Annotated in this window: 16 protein-coding genes; 4 read left to right on the top strand and 12 right to left on the bottom strand. The window is 61.3% G+C overall.

Features of this window, described 5'->3' with window-relative positions:
• Positions 1–12 precede the first annotated feature (12 nt).
• Positions 13–435, bottom strand: a complete 423-nt coding sequence (locus KXD86_RS09330) for an OsmC family protein (RefSeq protein WP_218635751.1) — start codon at positions 433–435, stop codon at positions 13–15.
• A 272-nt stretch (positions 436–707) separates the two neighbouring features.
• Here KXD86_RS09330 and crp point away from each other — a divergent pair, with 272 nt between their 5' ends.
• Positions 708–1349, top strand: coding sequence for a cAMP-activated global transcriptional regulator CRP (gene crp, locus KXD86_RS09325; protein ID WP_007153756.1), 642 nt, complete (start codon positions 708–710; stop codon positions 1347–1349).
• On the opposite strand, the gene KXD86_RS09320 is transcribed toward crp, so the two are convergent.
• The 7 genes from KXD86_RS09320 to KXD86_RS09290 all read right to left on the bottom strand — a co-directional run bounded on the left by KXD86_RS09320 (position 1334) and on the right by KXD86_RS09290 (position 7672).
• On the bottom strand, positions 1334–2245 hold the full coding sequence (locus tag KXD86_RS09320) for an alpha/beta fold hydrolase (RefSeq protein ID WP_218635750.1): 912 nt from the start codon (positions 2243–2245) through the stop codon (positions 1334–1336). The two genes, crp and KXD86_RS09320, sit on opposite strands and share 16 nt — an antisense overlap.
• 98 nt (positions 2246–2343) lie before the next feature.
• Positions 2344–3426 (bottom strand): molybdenum ABC transporter ATP-binding protein, encoded by a 1083-nt coding sequence (gene modC, locus KXD86_RS09315; protein ID WP_218635749.1) that lies wholly within the window; start codon positions 3424–3426, stop codon positions 2344–2346.
• Complete coding sequence (gene modB, locus KXD86_RS09310; RefSeq protein ID WP_218635748.1) at positions 3423–4100, bottom strand: molybdate ABC transporter permease subunit; 678 nt, start codon at positions 4098–4100, stop codon at positions 3423–3425. Before modB ends, modC begins: the two co-directional genes overlap by 4 nt.
• A gap of 20 nt (positions 4101–4120) precedes the next feature.
• Positions 4121–4888 (bottom strand): molybdate ABC transporter substrate-binding protein, encoded by a 768-nt coding sequence (modA, locus tag KXD86_RS09305; protein ID WP_228739362.1) that lies wholly within the window; start codon positions 4886–4888, stop codon positions 4121–4123.
• 28 nt (positions 4889–4916) lie between these two features.
• Positions 4917–5870: an alpha/beta hydrolase gene (locus tag KXD86_RS09300; RefSeq protein WP_218635746.1), complete on the bottom strand. Its 954-nt coding sequence runs from the start codon at positions 5868–5870 to the stop codon at positions 4917–4919.
• On the bottom strand, positions 5852–6811 hold the full coding sequence (locus KXD86_RS09295) for a sterol desaturase family protein (RefSeq protein WP_218635745.1): 960 nt from the start codon (positions 6809–6811) through the stop codon (positions 5852–5854). The genes KXD86_RS09300 and KXD86_RS09295 overlap by 19 nt, the downstream gene beginning before the upstream one ends.
• 111 nt (positions 6812–6922) lie before the next feature.
• On the bottom strand, positions 6923–7672 hold the full coding sequence (locus tag KXD86_RS09290; protein ID WP_218635744.1) for a glutathione S-transferase family protein: 750 nt from the start codon (positions 7670–7672) through the stop codon (positions 6923–6925).
• Between the two features lie 150 nt (positions 7673–7822).
• On the opposite strand from KXD86_RS09290, the gene KXD86_RS09285 reads away from it, so the two are divergent.
• On the top strand, positions 7823–8797 hold the full coding sequence (locus tag KXD86_RS09285; RefSeq protein WP_218635743.1) for an META domain-containing protein: 975 nt from the start codon (positions 7823–7825) through the stop codon (positions 8795–8797).
• Here the strand turns inward: KXD86_RS09285 and KXD86_RS09280 are convergent.
• The 4 genes from KXD86_RS09280 to KXD86_RS09265 all read right to left on the bottom strand — a co-directional run bounded on the left by KXD86_RS09280 (position 8773) and on the right by KXD86_RS09265 (position 12872).
• Entirely contained in the window at positions 8773–9540 is a 768-nt protein-coding gene (locus tag KXD86_RS09280; RefSeq protein WP_312846269.1) for a substrate-binding periplasmic protein, read from the bottom strand. The genes KXD86_RS09285 and KXD86_RS09280 overlap by 25 nt on opposite strands.
• A gap of 150 nt (positions 9541–9690) precedes the next feature.
• Entirely contained in the window at positions 9691–10749 is a 1059-nt protein-coding gene (locus tag KXD86_RS09275) for a quaternary amine ABC transporter ATP-binding protein (protein ID WP_218635741.1), read from the bottom strand.
• A 10-nt stretch (positions 10750–10759) separates the two neighbouring features.
• Positions 10760–11794: an ABC transporter permease gene (locus KXD86_RS09270; protein WP_218635740.1), complete on the bottom strand. Its 1035-nt coding sequence runs from the start codon at positions 11792–11794 to the stop codon at positions 10760–10762.
• Positions 11795–11900: 106 nt separating this feature from the next.
• A complete protein-coding gene (locus KXD86_RS09265) occupies positions 11901–12872 on the bottom strand; it encodes an ABC transporter substrate-binding protein (RefSeq protein WP_218635739.1) in 972 nt (323 codons plus the stop codon).
• A gap of 303 nt (positions 12873–13175) precedes the next feature.
• Between KXD86_RS09265 and KXD86_RS09260 the strand changes: the two genes are divergently transcribed.
• Entirely contained in the window at positions 13176–14276 is a 1101-nt protein-coding gene (locus KXD86_RS09260) for a M14 family zinc carboxypeptidase (protein ID WP_218635738.1), read from the top strand.
• 1 nt (position 14277) lies between these two features.
• Positions 14278–15012, top strand: coding sequence for an alpha/beta fold hydrolase (locus KXD86_RS09255; protein WP_218635737.1), 735 nt, complete (start codon positions 14278–14280; stop codon positions 15010–15012).
• Positions 15013–15099 lie beyond the last annotated feature (87 nt).

Genomic DNA, 15099 nt, shown 5'->3' with positions numbered 1-15099 from the left:
CTCGTCCCCGGTTCAGTCGGCCTCGCGGATTTCATGGCTGTGGGTGATTTCAACCCCGGCCTGTTCCAACATGATAGACGCCGAACAGTACTTTTCCGCGGACAGGCTCACCGCCCGCTTCACCAGGTTTTCCTTGAGCTGGTGACCGGTGACGACGAAGTGCAGGTGGATCTTTGTGAACACCGCGGGCACAGCATCCGCACGCTCCGCGTCGAGCTCGGCGTGGCACGCGGTAACGTCCTGACGGCTCTTCATCAGAATGCTCATGACGTCAAACGAAGAGCACCCACCGAGGCCCATTAGCAGCATTTCCATCGGACGCGGGCCGAGGTTTTCACCGCCGTGGTCGGGTGGGCCGTCCAGCTGAACACTGTGGCCCGTGCCACTGGTGACTTTGAAGCTGGCATTCCCGGTCCAGTCAACGGTTGCTTTCATTGAGGCTACACTCCGTTCCAGTAGGCTAGCGCGCCGGTCGGGCCGGCAGGCAAAGTTGGCATTGTTGGCGGAATGCTAGCACAGACACCTGTTTCGAACAGCCGGGGAAAGCTCGTCGGATACAACTTGTATAAGCTTTCCGGTTGCCCAAATCAGGCCTTCTTGTTATAAGTTGCGCAGTTTTTGTAGAAAAATGACCGAACCCGCAGGGAAAGCCGGGTGCATAACAAACATCGGGACCCGCCAGTATTTGAGGAGGCACGACTCGCATTATGGCCACTATCGTCAAGCCGGTTGAGCAGAAAACGAAGCATCTCGACTATTTCCTTTCGCAGTGCCACCGCCGCCGTTACCCAGCCAAGAGCACGATAATCTATGCCGGTGACAAGAGCGACTCCCTGTTCTACATCGTCAAAGGTTCGGTGACCGTCATCATCGAGGACGACGATGGCCGGGAAATGATCATGGCCTACCTCAATGCCGGTGACTTTTTTGGCGAGATGGGGCTGTTCGACAACATGGATTCGCGCAGTGCCTGGGTAAAGGCCAAGACCGAGTGCGAAGTGGCCGAGATCTCCTACACCAAGTTCCGGGAAATCGCCCAGCAGGATCCCCGGGTGCTTTACTTCATTGGCGAACAGATGGCGTCCCGCCTGCGTCAGACCACCCGCAAAGTCGGGGATCTGGCGTTCCTGGATGTCACCGGTCGGGTGGCGCGCACGCTGCTGGATCTGTGCAAGGAACCGGACGCCATGACCCATCCGGACGGCATGCAGATCAAGATCACCCGTCAGGAGATCGGCCGCATCGTGGGGTGTTCCCGGGAAATGGTGGGCCGGGTCCTGAAGACCCTGGAAGACCAGGGCCTGGTGCGGGTCAAGGGTAAAACCATGGTGGTTTACGGAACCCGCTGATCGGCCAGCGCCCGTCTCCCCGTCTGGGCGCTGACAAACTCCCGCACCGCTTCTGCGATCAATCCCGCATCTGTCAACGGCGCCCAGTGTGGCGCGTCCAGTTCCTTGCGAGTCAGCTTGCCCGTCCAGTGCGCCAGGTGCTCGAAGAGCTCGCTGCCCACATAATTGTCGCGGCCCGGAATGAGGAGCTGAACCGGACAGGTGGCGTGGCGCTCCGCGGGTCGGCGCAGCCGGGGCAGGAAGTTGGCCCGGTACAGTTTGACCCCAAAGCGACCGTCCGCTTTCTGGAAGGGGGTCCGGCGGGCGTCGGTGACGCCCTCTCGACGTTGCAGCAGTGCCGGCCAGATCCTGTCCAGGCCAGACTGCCAGATCAGCTCCGGCAGGAGTGGCACCTGAAACAAAAACACATACCAGGAGCTTGCCAGCTGTCGAAGGAGCTTTCCCGCACCGCCCCCTGATACATCGCGCCACTGGCGTCTCAGCCAGAAGCCGACATGGTCCAGACAGGGCCCGGAAATGGAGGTGTAGGAGAGTATCCGGCCCGCCAGCGGAGCGGTGGTGACCGATTCCCAGCTCTGGATCGAGCCCCAGTCATGGGCGACCAGATGAAAGGGCCGGTCTGGCAGCAGCTGATCCACCACCGCCCGGAGGTCGTCCGCCAGGCAGGACAGGCGATAATCCCGAGTGCGTGCGGGCTTGTCGGACTGGCCGGCTCCGCGAACGTCGTAGCGCACCAGGAAATAATCGGCTGCCAGGGCCGCGACGACCTTGTCCCAGACTCTGTGGTTGTCCGGATAGCCATGAACCAGAACGAGTGGTGGGCCTGCGGGGTTGCCTTCAGTGACAGCGTGGAGCGTGATGCCCCCGCTGGCCACTCGGTGTGTGACGCCTGCCATTGCGGTGCTCCCCATCGGAAATTGAACGGACGGTTGAAGCGTAACGGCTGGGAAGTCCGACGGCTGTGGCCTAACGGGCCAGAAACCGGCCCGGAACGTCAGTCGACAATGGCCACGGATTTGACCTGCATCCAGACGTTCTGGCCTGGCTCAAGCCGGAGGGTATGCACGGCCCGGCTGGTCAGGCGGGCCAGGAAAGGGGTTTGGCCTGCCAGGAGCCGAACCATGGAGGTGCCCGGGCTCAGTTCCGAGGCAACCTCGTCAATGACCGCCGGAACCAGATTCTGAATGCTTTGCTCGGTCTGTTCAGCCAGTGCCAGGCTGATATCCCGGGCCAGGATCTGAAGGCGAATGGCCCGGCCAATGGCCAGGTTGTCTTCGGCCCGGAGCCAAAGATGGCCGCCCGCGAAGTCGGCGCGGCACAAATGCCACTGGTCGTCCCGCTCCCCAATGCGGGCATCAATGATCACGCCGGCATCCTGTTCCAGGCCAAAGGGCTGCGAGGTTCGGGCCAGGGTTTCCTGCAAGGGGCCCTCGGCGAGGATGCGGCCCCGGTCCATCATCACGATGTGGTCCGCCAGTCGGGCCACTTCCGCGGTGGAATGGGACACATAGAGAATTGGGATGGCCAGTTTGTCCCTCAGGGTTTCAAGGTAGGGCATGATCTCCTGCTTGCTGGTCCGGTCCAGGGCGGACAAGGGCTCGTCCATCAGCAGCAGCTCCGGGCTGGTCAGAAGCGCGCGGGCAATGGCGACACGCTGGCGTTCGCCTCCGGACAGGCCAGCCGGCATTCGATCCAGAAGGTGCGACAGGCCCAGCCACTGCACGGCGTCGTCGAAACCGATGCGTCGACGTGCCGCGGGAATTCGTCGGTAACCATAGCTGAGGTTGCGGCGCACGTTGAGGTGTGGAAACAATGACGTTTCCTGGAACACGTAGGCCAGTGGACGCTGGTGAACCGGGCGCAGAGCCGTCTTGCTTTGCCAGGCATCCCCGTTGACGATCACGCTGCCTTCGGCGCTCTGGAGCCCCGCGATGCAACGCAGCAGCGTGGTCTTGCCGCACCCCGAATGCCCAAAGAGTGCGGTCAGGCCCGTGCCGGGCAGCTCCAGGTCAACGTCCAGTTCAAATTCATCCAGCCGGCACCGCACACGAACCTGGATTCCGGCGTCAGAAGTCATTTCACCATCCCCGGCTGCAGTCGCCCGTTGAGGGAATACAGGGCCACCAGAACCACGAAGGAGAAGGCCACCATGCCTGCGGCCAGCCAGTGGGCCTGGGTGTATTCCAGCGCCTCAACGTGATCGTAGATGGCGACCGAGAGCACCTTGGTCTCGCCCGGAATGTTGCCGCCAATCATCAGCACCACGCCGAACTCGCCAATGGTGTGGGCAAACGTGAGCACCGCGGCGGTCAGAAACCCGGGCCTCGCCAGGGGGAGCGCCACCGAGAAAAAACGGTCCATGGGAGAGGCCCGGAGTGTTCCGGCGACATCCAGTAACTGCTGGTTGACCGACTGAAAGGCGTTCTGGAGCGGCTGCACGGTAAAGGGCAGCGAGTAGATCATGGACGCGATGACCAGGCCTTCAAAGGTGAAGGGCAACAGGTCCAGTCCCAGTTCCGTCGTCAGCTTGCCGACGATGCCTTCCGGGCCCATCAGGATCAACAGGTAGAACCCGAGCACCGTGGGTGGCAGCACCAGGGGCAGGGCGACAATGGCCGCAATCGGCTGTCTCGACCAGTGACGGCTTCGGGCCAGCCACCAGGCGACGGGCGTGCCGGCCACCAGGAGAAGCGCGGTGGTCAGGCTGGCCAGTTTCAGTGTGAGCCATACAGGCTCCCAGTATGCGTCCATCTTGGTGACCGGGTTACTGCTCAGTTAGGGGTGTCATAACCATAGCGTTCTATGATGTTCCGGGCGGTGTCGCTGTGCAGGAAGTCGAGCCACTGGTGTGCAGCGGCGTTCTGCTCGCCCCGGGTAAGAAGGATAGCCTGTTGATTGATGGGGGAATAGTGGTCTGGTGGGATCAGCCACAGAGATCCATTCTTCTGGTGCCAGGCGCGGACCTGGGAGAGCGCGACGAAGCCCGCCTGGGCGTTGGCAGTGGCGACAAACTGAAAGGTCTGGGCAATGGAGTCACCGCGAACCAGACGTTGCTGCAACGACTCCCAGAGTCCGAGCCGGGACAGCACCTCCCGCGCGGCCAGCCCGTAGGGTGCGGTTTTGGGGTTGGCGATGGCCAGCCGGGCGAACGTACCTGAGGCGAGCCAGGCCTCCGGTGCGTCAAGCACTCCGGGTGTCGGGCTCCACAGTACCAGCCGGCCCCGGGCATAGGTAAACCGGGTTTCCTTGACTCCGAGACCTTCGTTCTCAAGCCGTTCCGGGCGCTGACGATCGGCGGCCAGGAAGACGTCGAACGGCGCTCCGTGAAGGATCTGGGCATACAGTTTACCCGTGGAGCCGAAACTGGCCGATGCCTCCAGTCCAGTGGCCTCGGTGAACGCCGCCATCAGTTCATTGCCGGTATCGGTGAAGTTGGCGGCGATGGCCAGGCGCACGTCCGCGGCCGAGGCTGTGCCGACGAGGCACAGCCACAGGGCGAGGCCTGCAATCACGGTCAATCGTTGGTTCTGGCCAGGCAATCGCCAACTCCCCGGTTGTGCAGATGAATCAGAGGGCTTCCGGCTGAGCGTCGCCGGTTGATGTCGTATCATGCCGTTCAGGCGGTGGGCGACACAAGGTCAGTATGTAGTCGCGGACCTCTTCCCTGTTAACTTCGTTCAGCATCTCGTGACGTCCGCGATCAAACAGTCGCAGGGTCACCCGATCGATACCGCCATTGCGGATGGCCTGAAAATGGCGGGTGATGCCCTTGCCCATTTCGCCAACCGGGTCGTCAGTCCCGGCGAAGAGATGCACCGGGAGGTCTTTGCGCCAGCTTGAGGGGGATATCGTCAGCATGCCCCGGATAAAGTCGAACCACAGTCCTGCGGTGCAGTCGAAGCCGCACAGGGGGTCGGCGACGTAGGCATCGACATGGTCGGCGTCCCGACTGAGCCAGTCACTGGCCGTGCGGTTGGGCTGGAACTGCCGGTTGAACTTGCCGAAGGTCATCCTGGCGATGGTGGGGCTGCGGTGGTGAGTGCCATAGAGTTTGCGGATGCCTGCGATCAGCAGCCCTGAGATCAGCAGGTGTGGCCGGTGGATACGGTTGGTGGCGCTCAGGATCAGGGCGTCCACGGCACCGCCGTGCTGTTGTGCGCAGCTCTGGGCGATAAACGACCCCATGCTGTGGCCCAGGAGCGTGAGCGGGAGCCCGGGAAAGAGTTCGCGGGAATGCTGCAACACCCGGTACAGGTCGTCGGTGACCTTGCCCCAGCCGTCCTCGTCGCTGTAGTGACCGCGCCGGGATTCCGGACACCTCGGACCGTGGCCCCGGTGATCGTAGGTGATCACCCCGATTTGGCGGGACGCCAGCCAACGGGCAAGTTCGCGGTAACGGCCGGCATGTTCGGCCATGCCGTGGGCGATGACCAGGACCGCGGTTGGATGCTCCGGCCGGAAAACGGTGCCGGTTATTCGATGATCATCCCGACTGCTCAGTGTTAACGGGTGTTCTTGCATGGGGGGGGGCCTGAGTCTGACGAGGCCGGACGTTCCCATTCCGGCGGGTTCCAAAGGTGTTTGAGTCGAGACAATAAGCTGCCCGGGCGGGCCATGTCGCGGAACAGGTCCACGTATTCGTGGGTCCAGAGCACAATCAGGTTGTTGGACGGTACCGGACGGGTGATGCCGTAGTCCGGCGGGTCCTTGGCGTCCTCGTCCACAAAGGAGCCGAACAGACGATCCCAGATGATCAGGGTGCCACCGTAGTTGCGGTCGATGTAGCCCGGGTTGCGACCGTGGTGGACACGGTGATGGCTGGGGGTATTGAAGATCCCTTCGACCCATCCGGGTAGGCGGCCGACCAGGGTGGTATGGATGAAAAACTGGTAGACCAGGGACAGGGCGTAGGCGATGCCAATCCACACCGGATTGAACCCCAGCAGGGCCATGGGCAGGTAAAACACCCACATGCCGTTGAAAATGTTGGTGGCATTCTGGCGCATGGCGGTGGAAAAATTCATGCGCTCCGAGGAGTGGTGGACGACGTGGGCAGCCCAGAACCAGCGCATGCGGTGGCTGGCCCGGTGCATCCAGTAGAAGCAGAAATCGACGCCCAGAAAGGTGAGGAAACCGGTCAGCCAGTTCAGCTCCAGATCGAAGATCCGGTAGTGGTAACACAGGGCATAGACCGGAAACGCGATCATGCCGGCGAACAGCAGCTCGGTGGTCTGGTAGCCCGCGCCCAGCGCAAAGTTCCGCACCGCTTCCCGGGCGTCCATCAACGCCGGGTTATGTCGAATTTTCAGGTACTCCCAAACCGCGACCGCGATGAACACCGGGGTTGCCACCACAAAGATCAGCTGCCGTTCGTCCAGGGCCAGCCAGGGCGACACGGCATCCCAGAGCGACCGGAGCCCGCTGTCGTCGAGGACCGCGAGCAACATATCCGTCAAAGCCATAGCAAATCTGCCAGCGTTGTTATTGTTCAGGGCCCATTCTGGCACGGATGCCGGTCAGGGCCGTTGTCACTTTCCGACACAAGCGCTGGCGATTTACGACACCGGTGACGGTCAGCCGGGCTTACGATGGCTGTCATACATCTTGGACAGGACCTCAATCTGGGGCTGCCATTGTTCCAGCCAGGCCTTGATGTCCCGAGGGATCTTGCCGGACTTGGGCCAGGGCACCGGGTATTCTGCCGGCTGGAACATGGGCGCAAAGATTGCGGCCGCGGTCAGGTCGGCGCGGGAGAACGTGTCGCCGGCAAGGTAGGGGCGTGCGGCGTAGGCCTCTGCCAGGTCGTTCAGCAGTGATTCCATCACCAGGCGCGACTGCTCTGAAGTTTTTTCGTTTATCTTCATCCACTTGCGCATGATCTCGTCGACCCGGCTGAAGGTCAGGCTGAGCAGGAAGCGGTTGTAGAAGGGCGTGCCGGCGGCGAGCATGGGAACGACCACTTTCGGCCGTTGCAGGAAATGGTGGTAGGAATAGCAGCGAACCGCGGGGCCGGCTTCCTCGTCCAGCCGCTTTTCCCAGGCCAGGGCCTGTTCGCGGACCTCTGGATCGGCCGGCGTCAGGGGCCGGTCGGGGAACGTGTGGTCCAGGTAGTCGATGATCTGGGCGGAGTCCTGGACGATGTGGCCGTCGTGATCCAGCACCGGCACCGAGGTATCCTTGCCGCCCGTCAGCTGCCGGATGGTTTTTATGTGCTGGCCGGGCAGCAGGGTGACGGTCTCGTAATTGAGGCCTTTGTAATCCAGCGCCCAGCGAATTTTTTCGCAGTAGTGCGAAATGGCGAACTGGTAGAGCTTGAGAGCCATGGTCTATCTCCTTGTCTGAGTCCCTAGCATAATCAGGAAGCGACCGGATAAGAAGCCTGACGGCGATGGTCATTGCCTCTGATCGATGGCCTAATGGAAGCCTGGGTTTTACACTGTCGCCCGAGGTCCAAACAACCAAGGAAACCGACCATGTTCCCCTCCCGAATTCTGGCCCTGCCCCTTGCGGTAGCTGGCCTCAGCTTATCTGCCTGCGCGACGACGTCCGAGTCTGACAGCCCGATGGTCGGCTCTTACGCCTGTGGCCAGCTCGATATTCAGGTGGCGACCAACCCCGACAGCCGGCTGCTGAGTGTGGACTATCTGGATAAACGTCTGCTGCTGAAGCCGGCGGCGTCTGCCTCCGGAGCCTTGTATGTCGCGCCCGGGGACGACCGCACCCGGTTCTGGAGCAAGGGCGAACGGGCCATGCTCACCATTGGTGGCCAGCAATACCCCGAATGCCTGCGGCCGGGCGCGCTGGAGATGCCCTTCGTCGCCCGGGGTAACGAGCCCTTCTGGCGGGCCGAGGTGCATGCCGGCATGCTGGAAGTGACGCGTCCCTATGAACAGGATGCCACGTTGAGTGTGATGGTTGAGCAGAAGACTGCGGACCGCCACGGCCGGGAGTTTGTCGGTGAAGACGACGGTATACGGGCCACCCTGACGGTGGCCACGCAGTTGTGCGAGGACACGATGTCGGGCGTCCAGTTTCCCAATCAGGCCCGGTTGAGGATCAACGGCGACGTCTTCGAGGGCTGTGGCGGCGACCCGCTGCGCCTGTTCCAGGGGGCGGAATGGGTGGTCGATGACCTGGCTGAGCGAGGCATCATTGACCGTTCACGCATGTCCATCCGGTTTCAGCAGGACAACCGGGTGTCCGGTTTGGCGTCCTGCAATCGCTTTACCGGCCGGTACGAGTTCAACGGCGAGGGCGGCCTCAGATTCAGCCAGCTGGCGACCACACGCATGGCCTGTGCGCCGGCCTTGATGAGTCAGGAAGACCGTTTTCTTGACGTGATGGGCCGGGTGTCCAGGGCGCGGATCGGGCAGCACGGCGAGCTGTGGTTATCGACGCCCGAGGGCGAAACGATCAAGGCCTTTCAGTCCGGCCATGACAATCCATAGCGGGAGAGGATCTCCTGCAGGCGCCCGGTGTTCCTGAGGTTGCGGACTCCCTCGGTTAACATCGCGGCCAGATCCGGGGAATCGGGGTTGGCCGGGGAAAACGCAATGTAGGCTGGCATTTTCTCCAGCTGACCGACCTGACGCAGGGTGGGGGGGCTGTCCATGTGTGCGAGGGTCCATTGCATCACCCGGAGGTCTTCCGGCAGCACATCGGTTCGTTCCTGCTCCAGCAGTTCAATGGCCCGGTTGAGGGGCGACGGGCCGGAAATGATCCACACCCGTTCGGGGTCGTCCTTGTGCCTCTCGATGTAGGCGTCGAGATCGGGGGAGTAGGAATACCCATTGATGGCGATCAGTTTGAGCTGTTTCAGGGAATCGATATCCCGGTAGGTCCAGTCACTGTGGGCATGGGCGAACAGCACCGTTCTGGCTTCGCCAATGGCCTCATCCGGGAACACGAAATTCGGCGCGTCACCGATGTACGCCCCGACGACCGCATCAACGTACCCGGCCTCCGCCTGGGCCAGTGCCCGGGCCCAGCTCATGTTGACGTACCTGATCTCAAGTCGCGCCGGAGCGAAGGCCTCCCGGGCAATCTCGATCATGTAGCCTTCCTGCTCGGACCCCGCCTCGCAGTTGTGCGGGCACCAGGGGTCGGCGGCAATGGTAATTGTGCGCCACTGTTCCCGTTCGGCGCTTTCGGGAAAAACGGCGGGTTCGGAAAATTCGGTCTCCGGAACCACGGGGGGAGGATCCTCTGGCGGCGAACAAGCCGCCAGAAAAACAACGGAACTCAGTAGTAAAGCTCTCAGCATGGTGGTATGGCCGGTATGCCGTCAGTGCGACTTACCTTGATCATACCCCGTGCCTCAAACTTTGTAACCAATCGGCCCCTAGTTGGCCCGGTTGTCCCTCTCCCCGGACGCCTCGGTGGGCACCAGTGCCCGGGTCAGGTCTTTCATGGTCAGGGCGCCCACCTGCTCGCCGTCGCGAACAACCCGGAAGACCAGCGAGGTGTCGCCTTCGGATTTCGACAGCACCGTTTCCAGGTTGTCCTTTTCACTCAGATCGCCGGCGTACTCGATATCGTCCCGGTCCGGCTGGGTCATGATCGAGCGAACCCGCAGGACCCGGGCGCGATTGATGTCACTGATGAAGTCGACAATGTAGGGGTCGTTGGGGTTGAGCAGGATGTCCTGGGGATCCCCCTGCTGGATCACACTGCCGTCTTTCAGGATCACCAGGTGATCGGCCAGCTTCAGGGCCTCGTCGAGGTCGTGGGTAATGAACACGATGGTTTTGTGAAGTTCCTCCTGCAATTCCAGCAGCAGGTCCTGCATGTCCGACCGGATCAGCGGATCGAGTGCCGAAAAGGCTTCGTCCATCAGCATGACCGGGGAGTTGGACACCAGTGCGCGGGCAATGCCCACCCGCTGCTGCATGCCCCCGGAAAGCTCGTGAGGGTACTGGCTTTCATTGCCTTCCAGTCCCACCCGGGCCAGCCATTTGCGAGCCTCGCCCTCGAAGTCGGAGGTGCTGTAGCCACGCACGTCCATGGCCATGCCCGCGTTCTCCAGCACGGTTTTGTGCGGCAGCAGGGCGAATTTCTGGAACACCATCGACATCCGCTCCCGACGCAGCTTGCGCAGGTCGGCTTCGTCGTAACTGAGCACGTTTTCACCGTCGAACAGGATCTGGCCTGCCGTGGGCTCAATCAACCGGTTCAGGTGTCGGATCAGCGTGGATTTGCCAGAACCGGACAGCCCCATGATGACAGTGATCTCGCCATCGCGCATATCGACATTGATGTCGCTCAGGCCGAGTACATGATTCTGCTTGTCCAGCAGTTCGGCCTTGCCCATGCCCTTGCGGACGTATTCCAGGCCGACGTCCGGTGTCGGCCCAAAGATCTTGTACAGGTTCTTGATGGAAATCTTGATATCTCTTGCCACGTCTCTGTCCTCACTGCTTTTGGGCGGCATTGATGCGCGCCAGAGAAGCCTTGGTTACCCGATCGAGGATAACGGCCAGAACGACGATGCCGAGACCGGACACCAGGCCAACGCCCAGTTCCAGGTTTCGGATACCCCGAAGAACCAGCACACCGAGCCCGGGGGCCGACACCAGGGAGGCGATCACGACCATGGCCAGACTCATCATGATGGTCTGGTTGACCCCTGCCATGATGTTGGGCAGGGCCAGGGGGATCTGGACTTTGAACAGCTTCTGTCTGGGCGTCATGCCGTAGGCATCGGCGGCCTCGATCACTTCCTTGTCCACCAGCCGTATCCCGAGATTGGTCAGTCGGATGACCGGCACAATGGCGTACAGGATGATGGCGATGCCATAGAGCTTGGATTCGGTGACGCTGAACAGGAAGATCAGCGGGATCAGGTACACAAACGGTGGCAGTGTCTGCAGCATGTCGAGGACCGGGATGGTCATTCGCTGCATCATGTCACTTCGCGACATCGCGATGCCTATGGGCACCCCGAACAGGACGCAGATCAAGGCGCAGACAAAAATGATGGCCAGGGTCTGCATGGCGTATTCGTAATAGTCGATGAACGCCAGGGTGAAAAAGCTGATTGCGACGAATGCCACGAGCTTCCAGGACTTGCTGACCAGGAAAACCACGGCCAGGAGCACCGGGATAACGATCCACCAGGGGGCGCTCAGCATGGCGTATAGGGTGCCATCAAGTGCCCAGCTCAGTGGCTGCGTGATTGGGTCGAGGATGATGCTGAGGCTGTCCTTGATGGCGAGGAAGCCTTCCTCCAGCCCCTTGGTCAGGTCCCGTGACTGCGGGAACGCTGAACAGGATTTGTGCAGGGCGTCCATGGATGGGAATGGTAGATCCCAGACGGAAGTCGCCGTGGCCTCTTCGCCTTTTGTTTTCGACAGCAGCTGAGCCATGGACATGGGGGCATCGCTCTTGCCCTCGGAGCACCAGTCATCCAGACCGAGTGATGAAAAAACAAAATCGTAAGTAGCCATGATTTGTCAGGTTCCTGCGCGTATCTCCGCCAGGTTAACGGACATCGGGTGAGTGAAGGAGGGAAACGGACGGGGCCGGTGGCGGCCCCGCCTCAACTGGAACCGCTTAGTTGCTCAGGATGGCCGCGAGCTTTTCACGCGCGGAATCGTTGAGCCAGTCTTTCCAGGTCTCGGTGTTGTTGCTCAGGAAGTAAACGGCCGCCTCTTCTGCGGAGGCATTGTTATCACTCTTCCAGGCCAGCACCCTGCTCATGGTGTCGGTTTCGAAGGTCATCTTGCTGAGCATGTCGGCCACTTCAGGCTCTCGCTCCCGGAAGTCCGTGGTCACCGACGTCAATACCGGCGCAGCCGGGAAGTCGGATACCTTCGGATCGGGTGTGTCCGGGTTCTGGTTGGCCGAGTGGGCCGCTTCATCGTATTCGCCCAGGTCGACGCGGGTCATGTCGAACTTGCCGAGTGGCACTGTCGGACCCCAGTAGTAACCGAACCAGGGCTCTTCGCTGCCGACCGCGGAGGCCATGGAGGAGGCCAGGGTTTCACCGGAACCGTGGTTGAAGACCTCAATGCCGGACGCCTCCAGGTCCAGGGCGCGGATCAGGTTGTCGTTCACGATCCGACAGCCCCAGCCATCCGGACAGTTGTTGAAACGGGCTTCAACCAGCTCCGGGTTGGCCATGATGCCTTCAATGGTTTTCAGTTCGGGATGGGCCTCGACCAGGTAGGTCGGGATCCACCAGCCCTCAACGCCACCGGGGGTCAGAACCTTGCCCAGTCGCTCAACCTTGCCTTCGGATTCGAGGCGCTCATAGATCTCACCGGTGGAGTTCAGCCACAGCTCGGTCACGATGTCGGGTTCGCCGTTCTCGGCGACAGAGGTCACAGCCGGTACGGTATCAGACGGGATTACGCTGACGTCACAGCCGTAGCCTTGTTCCATTATGAACTTGGAGACATTGGTCACCACAGAGGCCGACGCCCAGTTCATCTCGGTGATGGAGACTTCGCCGCATTCATTGGCCTGGGCGAGGCCCGGCGCGGCGGCAGCGCACAACAGAACAGCGGAAGTAATCTTACGCATAGTCACTTCTCCTTTTCAGGTTGGTGATTCATTGGGTTCTTCAGGAAGGGCAGTTCAGAAACTACGAGGTCGCGACCATGACAGATCGGATTGGCTGTGTTCTTTGTGTTATCTCGGGTATCAATCAAACCGTTGGATCTCGAACAACTAGACCTTTCAGGATAAGGATCCTGAGAATAGTTACAAGTCTGTTAGGTTAAATGTGTCGTTTCAGTTGGTGTATTGGCGCGATAACGGCGGGGGAGCTGTCAACCAACTGTAGCAATTAAGCCTTAGACTCCAGCCGTTTAGGGGGAGCGCGCCATGACCGAACTGCGGACACTGACACCTCATGCTGCCATTCCGGCAGAACAGGCCACACGGGACGGACGCCAACGGCGGCTGTTGCGCGCCTTCCTGCCGGAAATGGTCCAACTGGAGCGCCTGCTGGCGGAGGCACCTGCCAGCGTGACCACCGACGTGGTCGAGCGCGTTGCCATGGCGGAGCTGTCTCTGCCGATTTACCGGGTGGACCTGGGCAGCAAACAGCCCGATGCGCCGGGCCTCCTGCTGGTGGGCGGCGTTCACGGGCTGGAGCGGATCGGCTCTCAGGTGGTGATGGCGTGGCTGGGCTCGGTGTTTGCGCGATTGCGCTGGGACGAGCGGTTTCAGCAGTTGCTGCAATCCGTCCGGGTTACGGTTCTGCCGATCCTCAATCCCGGCGGGATGTTCCTGAACCAGCGCAGCAATCCCAACGGGGTCGACCTGATGCGCAATGCGCCGATTGTGGCCCAGGAACGGAGTGCCTTCATGCTCGGTGGTCAGCGGCTGTCGACTCGCCTGCCCTGGTACATCGGTGATCCGGAGCAGGGCATGGAGCCGGAGAACCGGGCGCTGGAAGCCGTCATCAGCGAACTGATCCCGGGCCGCCCGTTCAGCGTGGCCCTGGACTGCCATTCCGGTTTCGGCTGGAAGGACCAGATCTGGTTTCCGTACGCGTATCGCCGCCGCCCCATGCGCCGTATTGCCTCGGTGATGGCGTTGAAGCTGATCTGGGAACAGGCCTACCCCAATCACGATTACCGGTTCGAGCCCCAATCCCGCCATTACCTGACTCACGGCGATCTCTGGGATTATTTCTACAAACAGGTCAACCGTGCCAGCGACGGCGTGTTTCTGCCCCTGACCCTGGAAATGGGATCCTGGCGTTGGATCCGCAAAAGACCGCGGCAGTTACTGAGGCTGGACGGTTTTTTCAACCCCCTCGTTCCCCACCGGCATAAACGGGTGTTGCGCAGTCACCTGACGTGGATGGATTTCCTGCTGAGCGCCGCGGCCAGCCATGAAAACTGGTTGCCGGCCCGGGAAGAGGAGTCCATGCTTAGGGAAGCAGCCATCATGCACTGGTATCGGGATTCTCAATGACATGGATTGGATTCTGTTGCGGGGACTGACCCGCGAGCAGGGCCATTGGGGCGATTTTCCCCGGCGCCTGCAGGCGGCGTTTCCGGATCAACGTTTTCATCCGGTGGACCTACCCGGCACGGGTGTGCATTTCCGTGAATCCAGCCCGGACACCATCACCGGTATCCGGGAAGCGGTGCGACGTCAGGTCCAACACATTCCCAAACCGTTCAGCATCCTGGCCCTGTCCATGGGGGGCATGGTGGCGCTGGACTGGGCGCAACACGCTCCCGAGGGCGAAATCCAGAACCTGGTGCTGATCAATACCAGCTCGGGCTTTAGCCCGTTCTGGCATCGACTGCGCCCCGGGACCTGGCTGCGAGTGGCACGCCTGCTGACGCGGCGGGAGCTGTTCTACCGTGAACGCGACATCCTCCGCTTGACCTCGAATCGTGACATACCCCTGGAGCTGGTCAAACAGTGGTACCGGATTCAGCGTCAGCGTCCGGTCAGCGCCCGCAACGCGATCCGACAGCTGACTGCCGCTGCCAGTTACCGCCCGGGCCAGAAACGCCCCCTGTCGGATGCACTGTTGCTGGCCAGCCGCGGTGATCGAATCGTTCATTGGAAGTGCAGTTCGGTGCTGGAACAACGCTGGCAATGGACGCTTCGGGTGCATCACAACGCTGGGCATGACCTGGTGATTGACGAGCCTGACTGGATCCTGCGCCAGTTGGAAGCCTGGTTGGTCCGCTAGCGTTGGTTGCTTGACGCAACTCTTTTTTCGGGGCAGGCTCTCGGTTTGTTATTCAGATACATACACCTGTCACCAGTCCGGAACGGA

The sequence above is a fragment of the Marinobacter arenosus genome, from assembly GCF_019264345.1.
In the GTDB taxonomy this organism is placed as follows: domain Bacteria; phylum Pseudomonadota; class Gammaproteobacteria; order Pseudomonadales; family Oleiphilaceae; genus Marinobacter; species Marinobacter arenosus.
The sequence above is the reverse complement of the archived record's forward strand: the minus strand, read 5'-3'. Positions and strand labels throughout refer to the sequence as shown.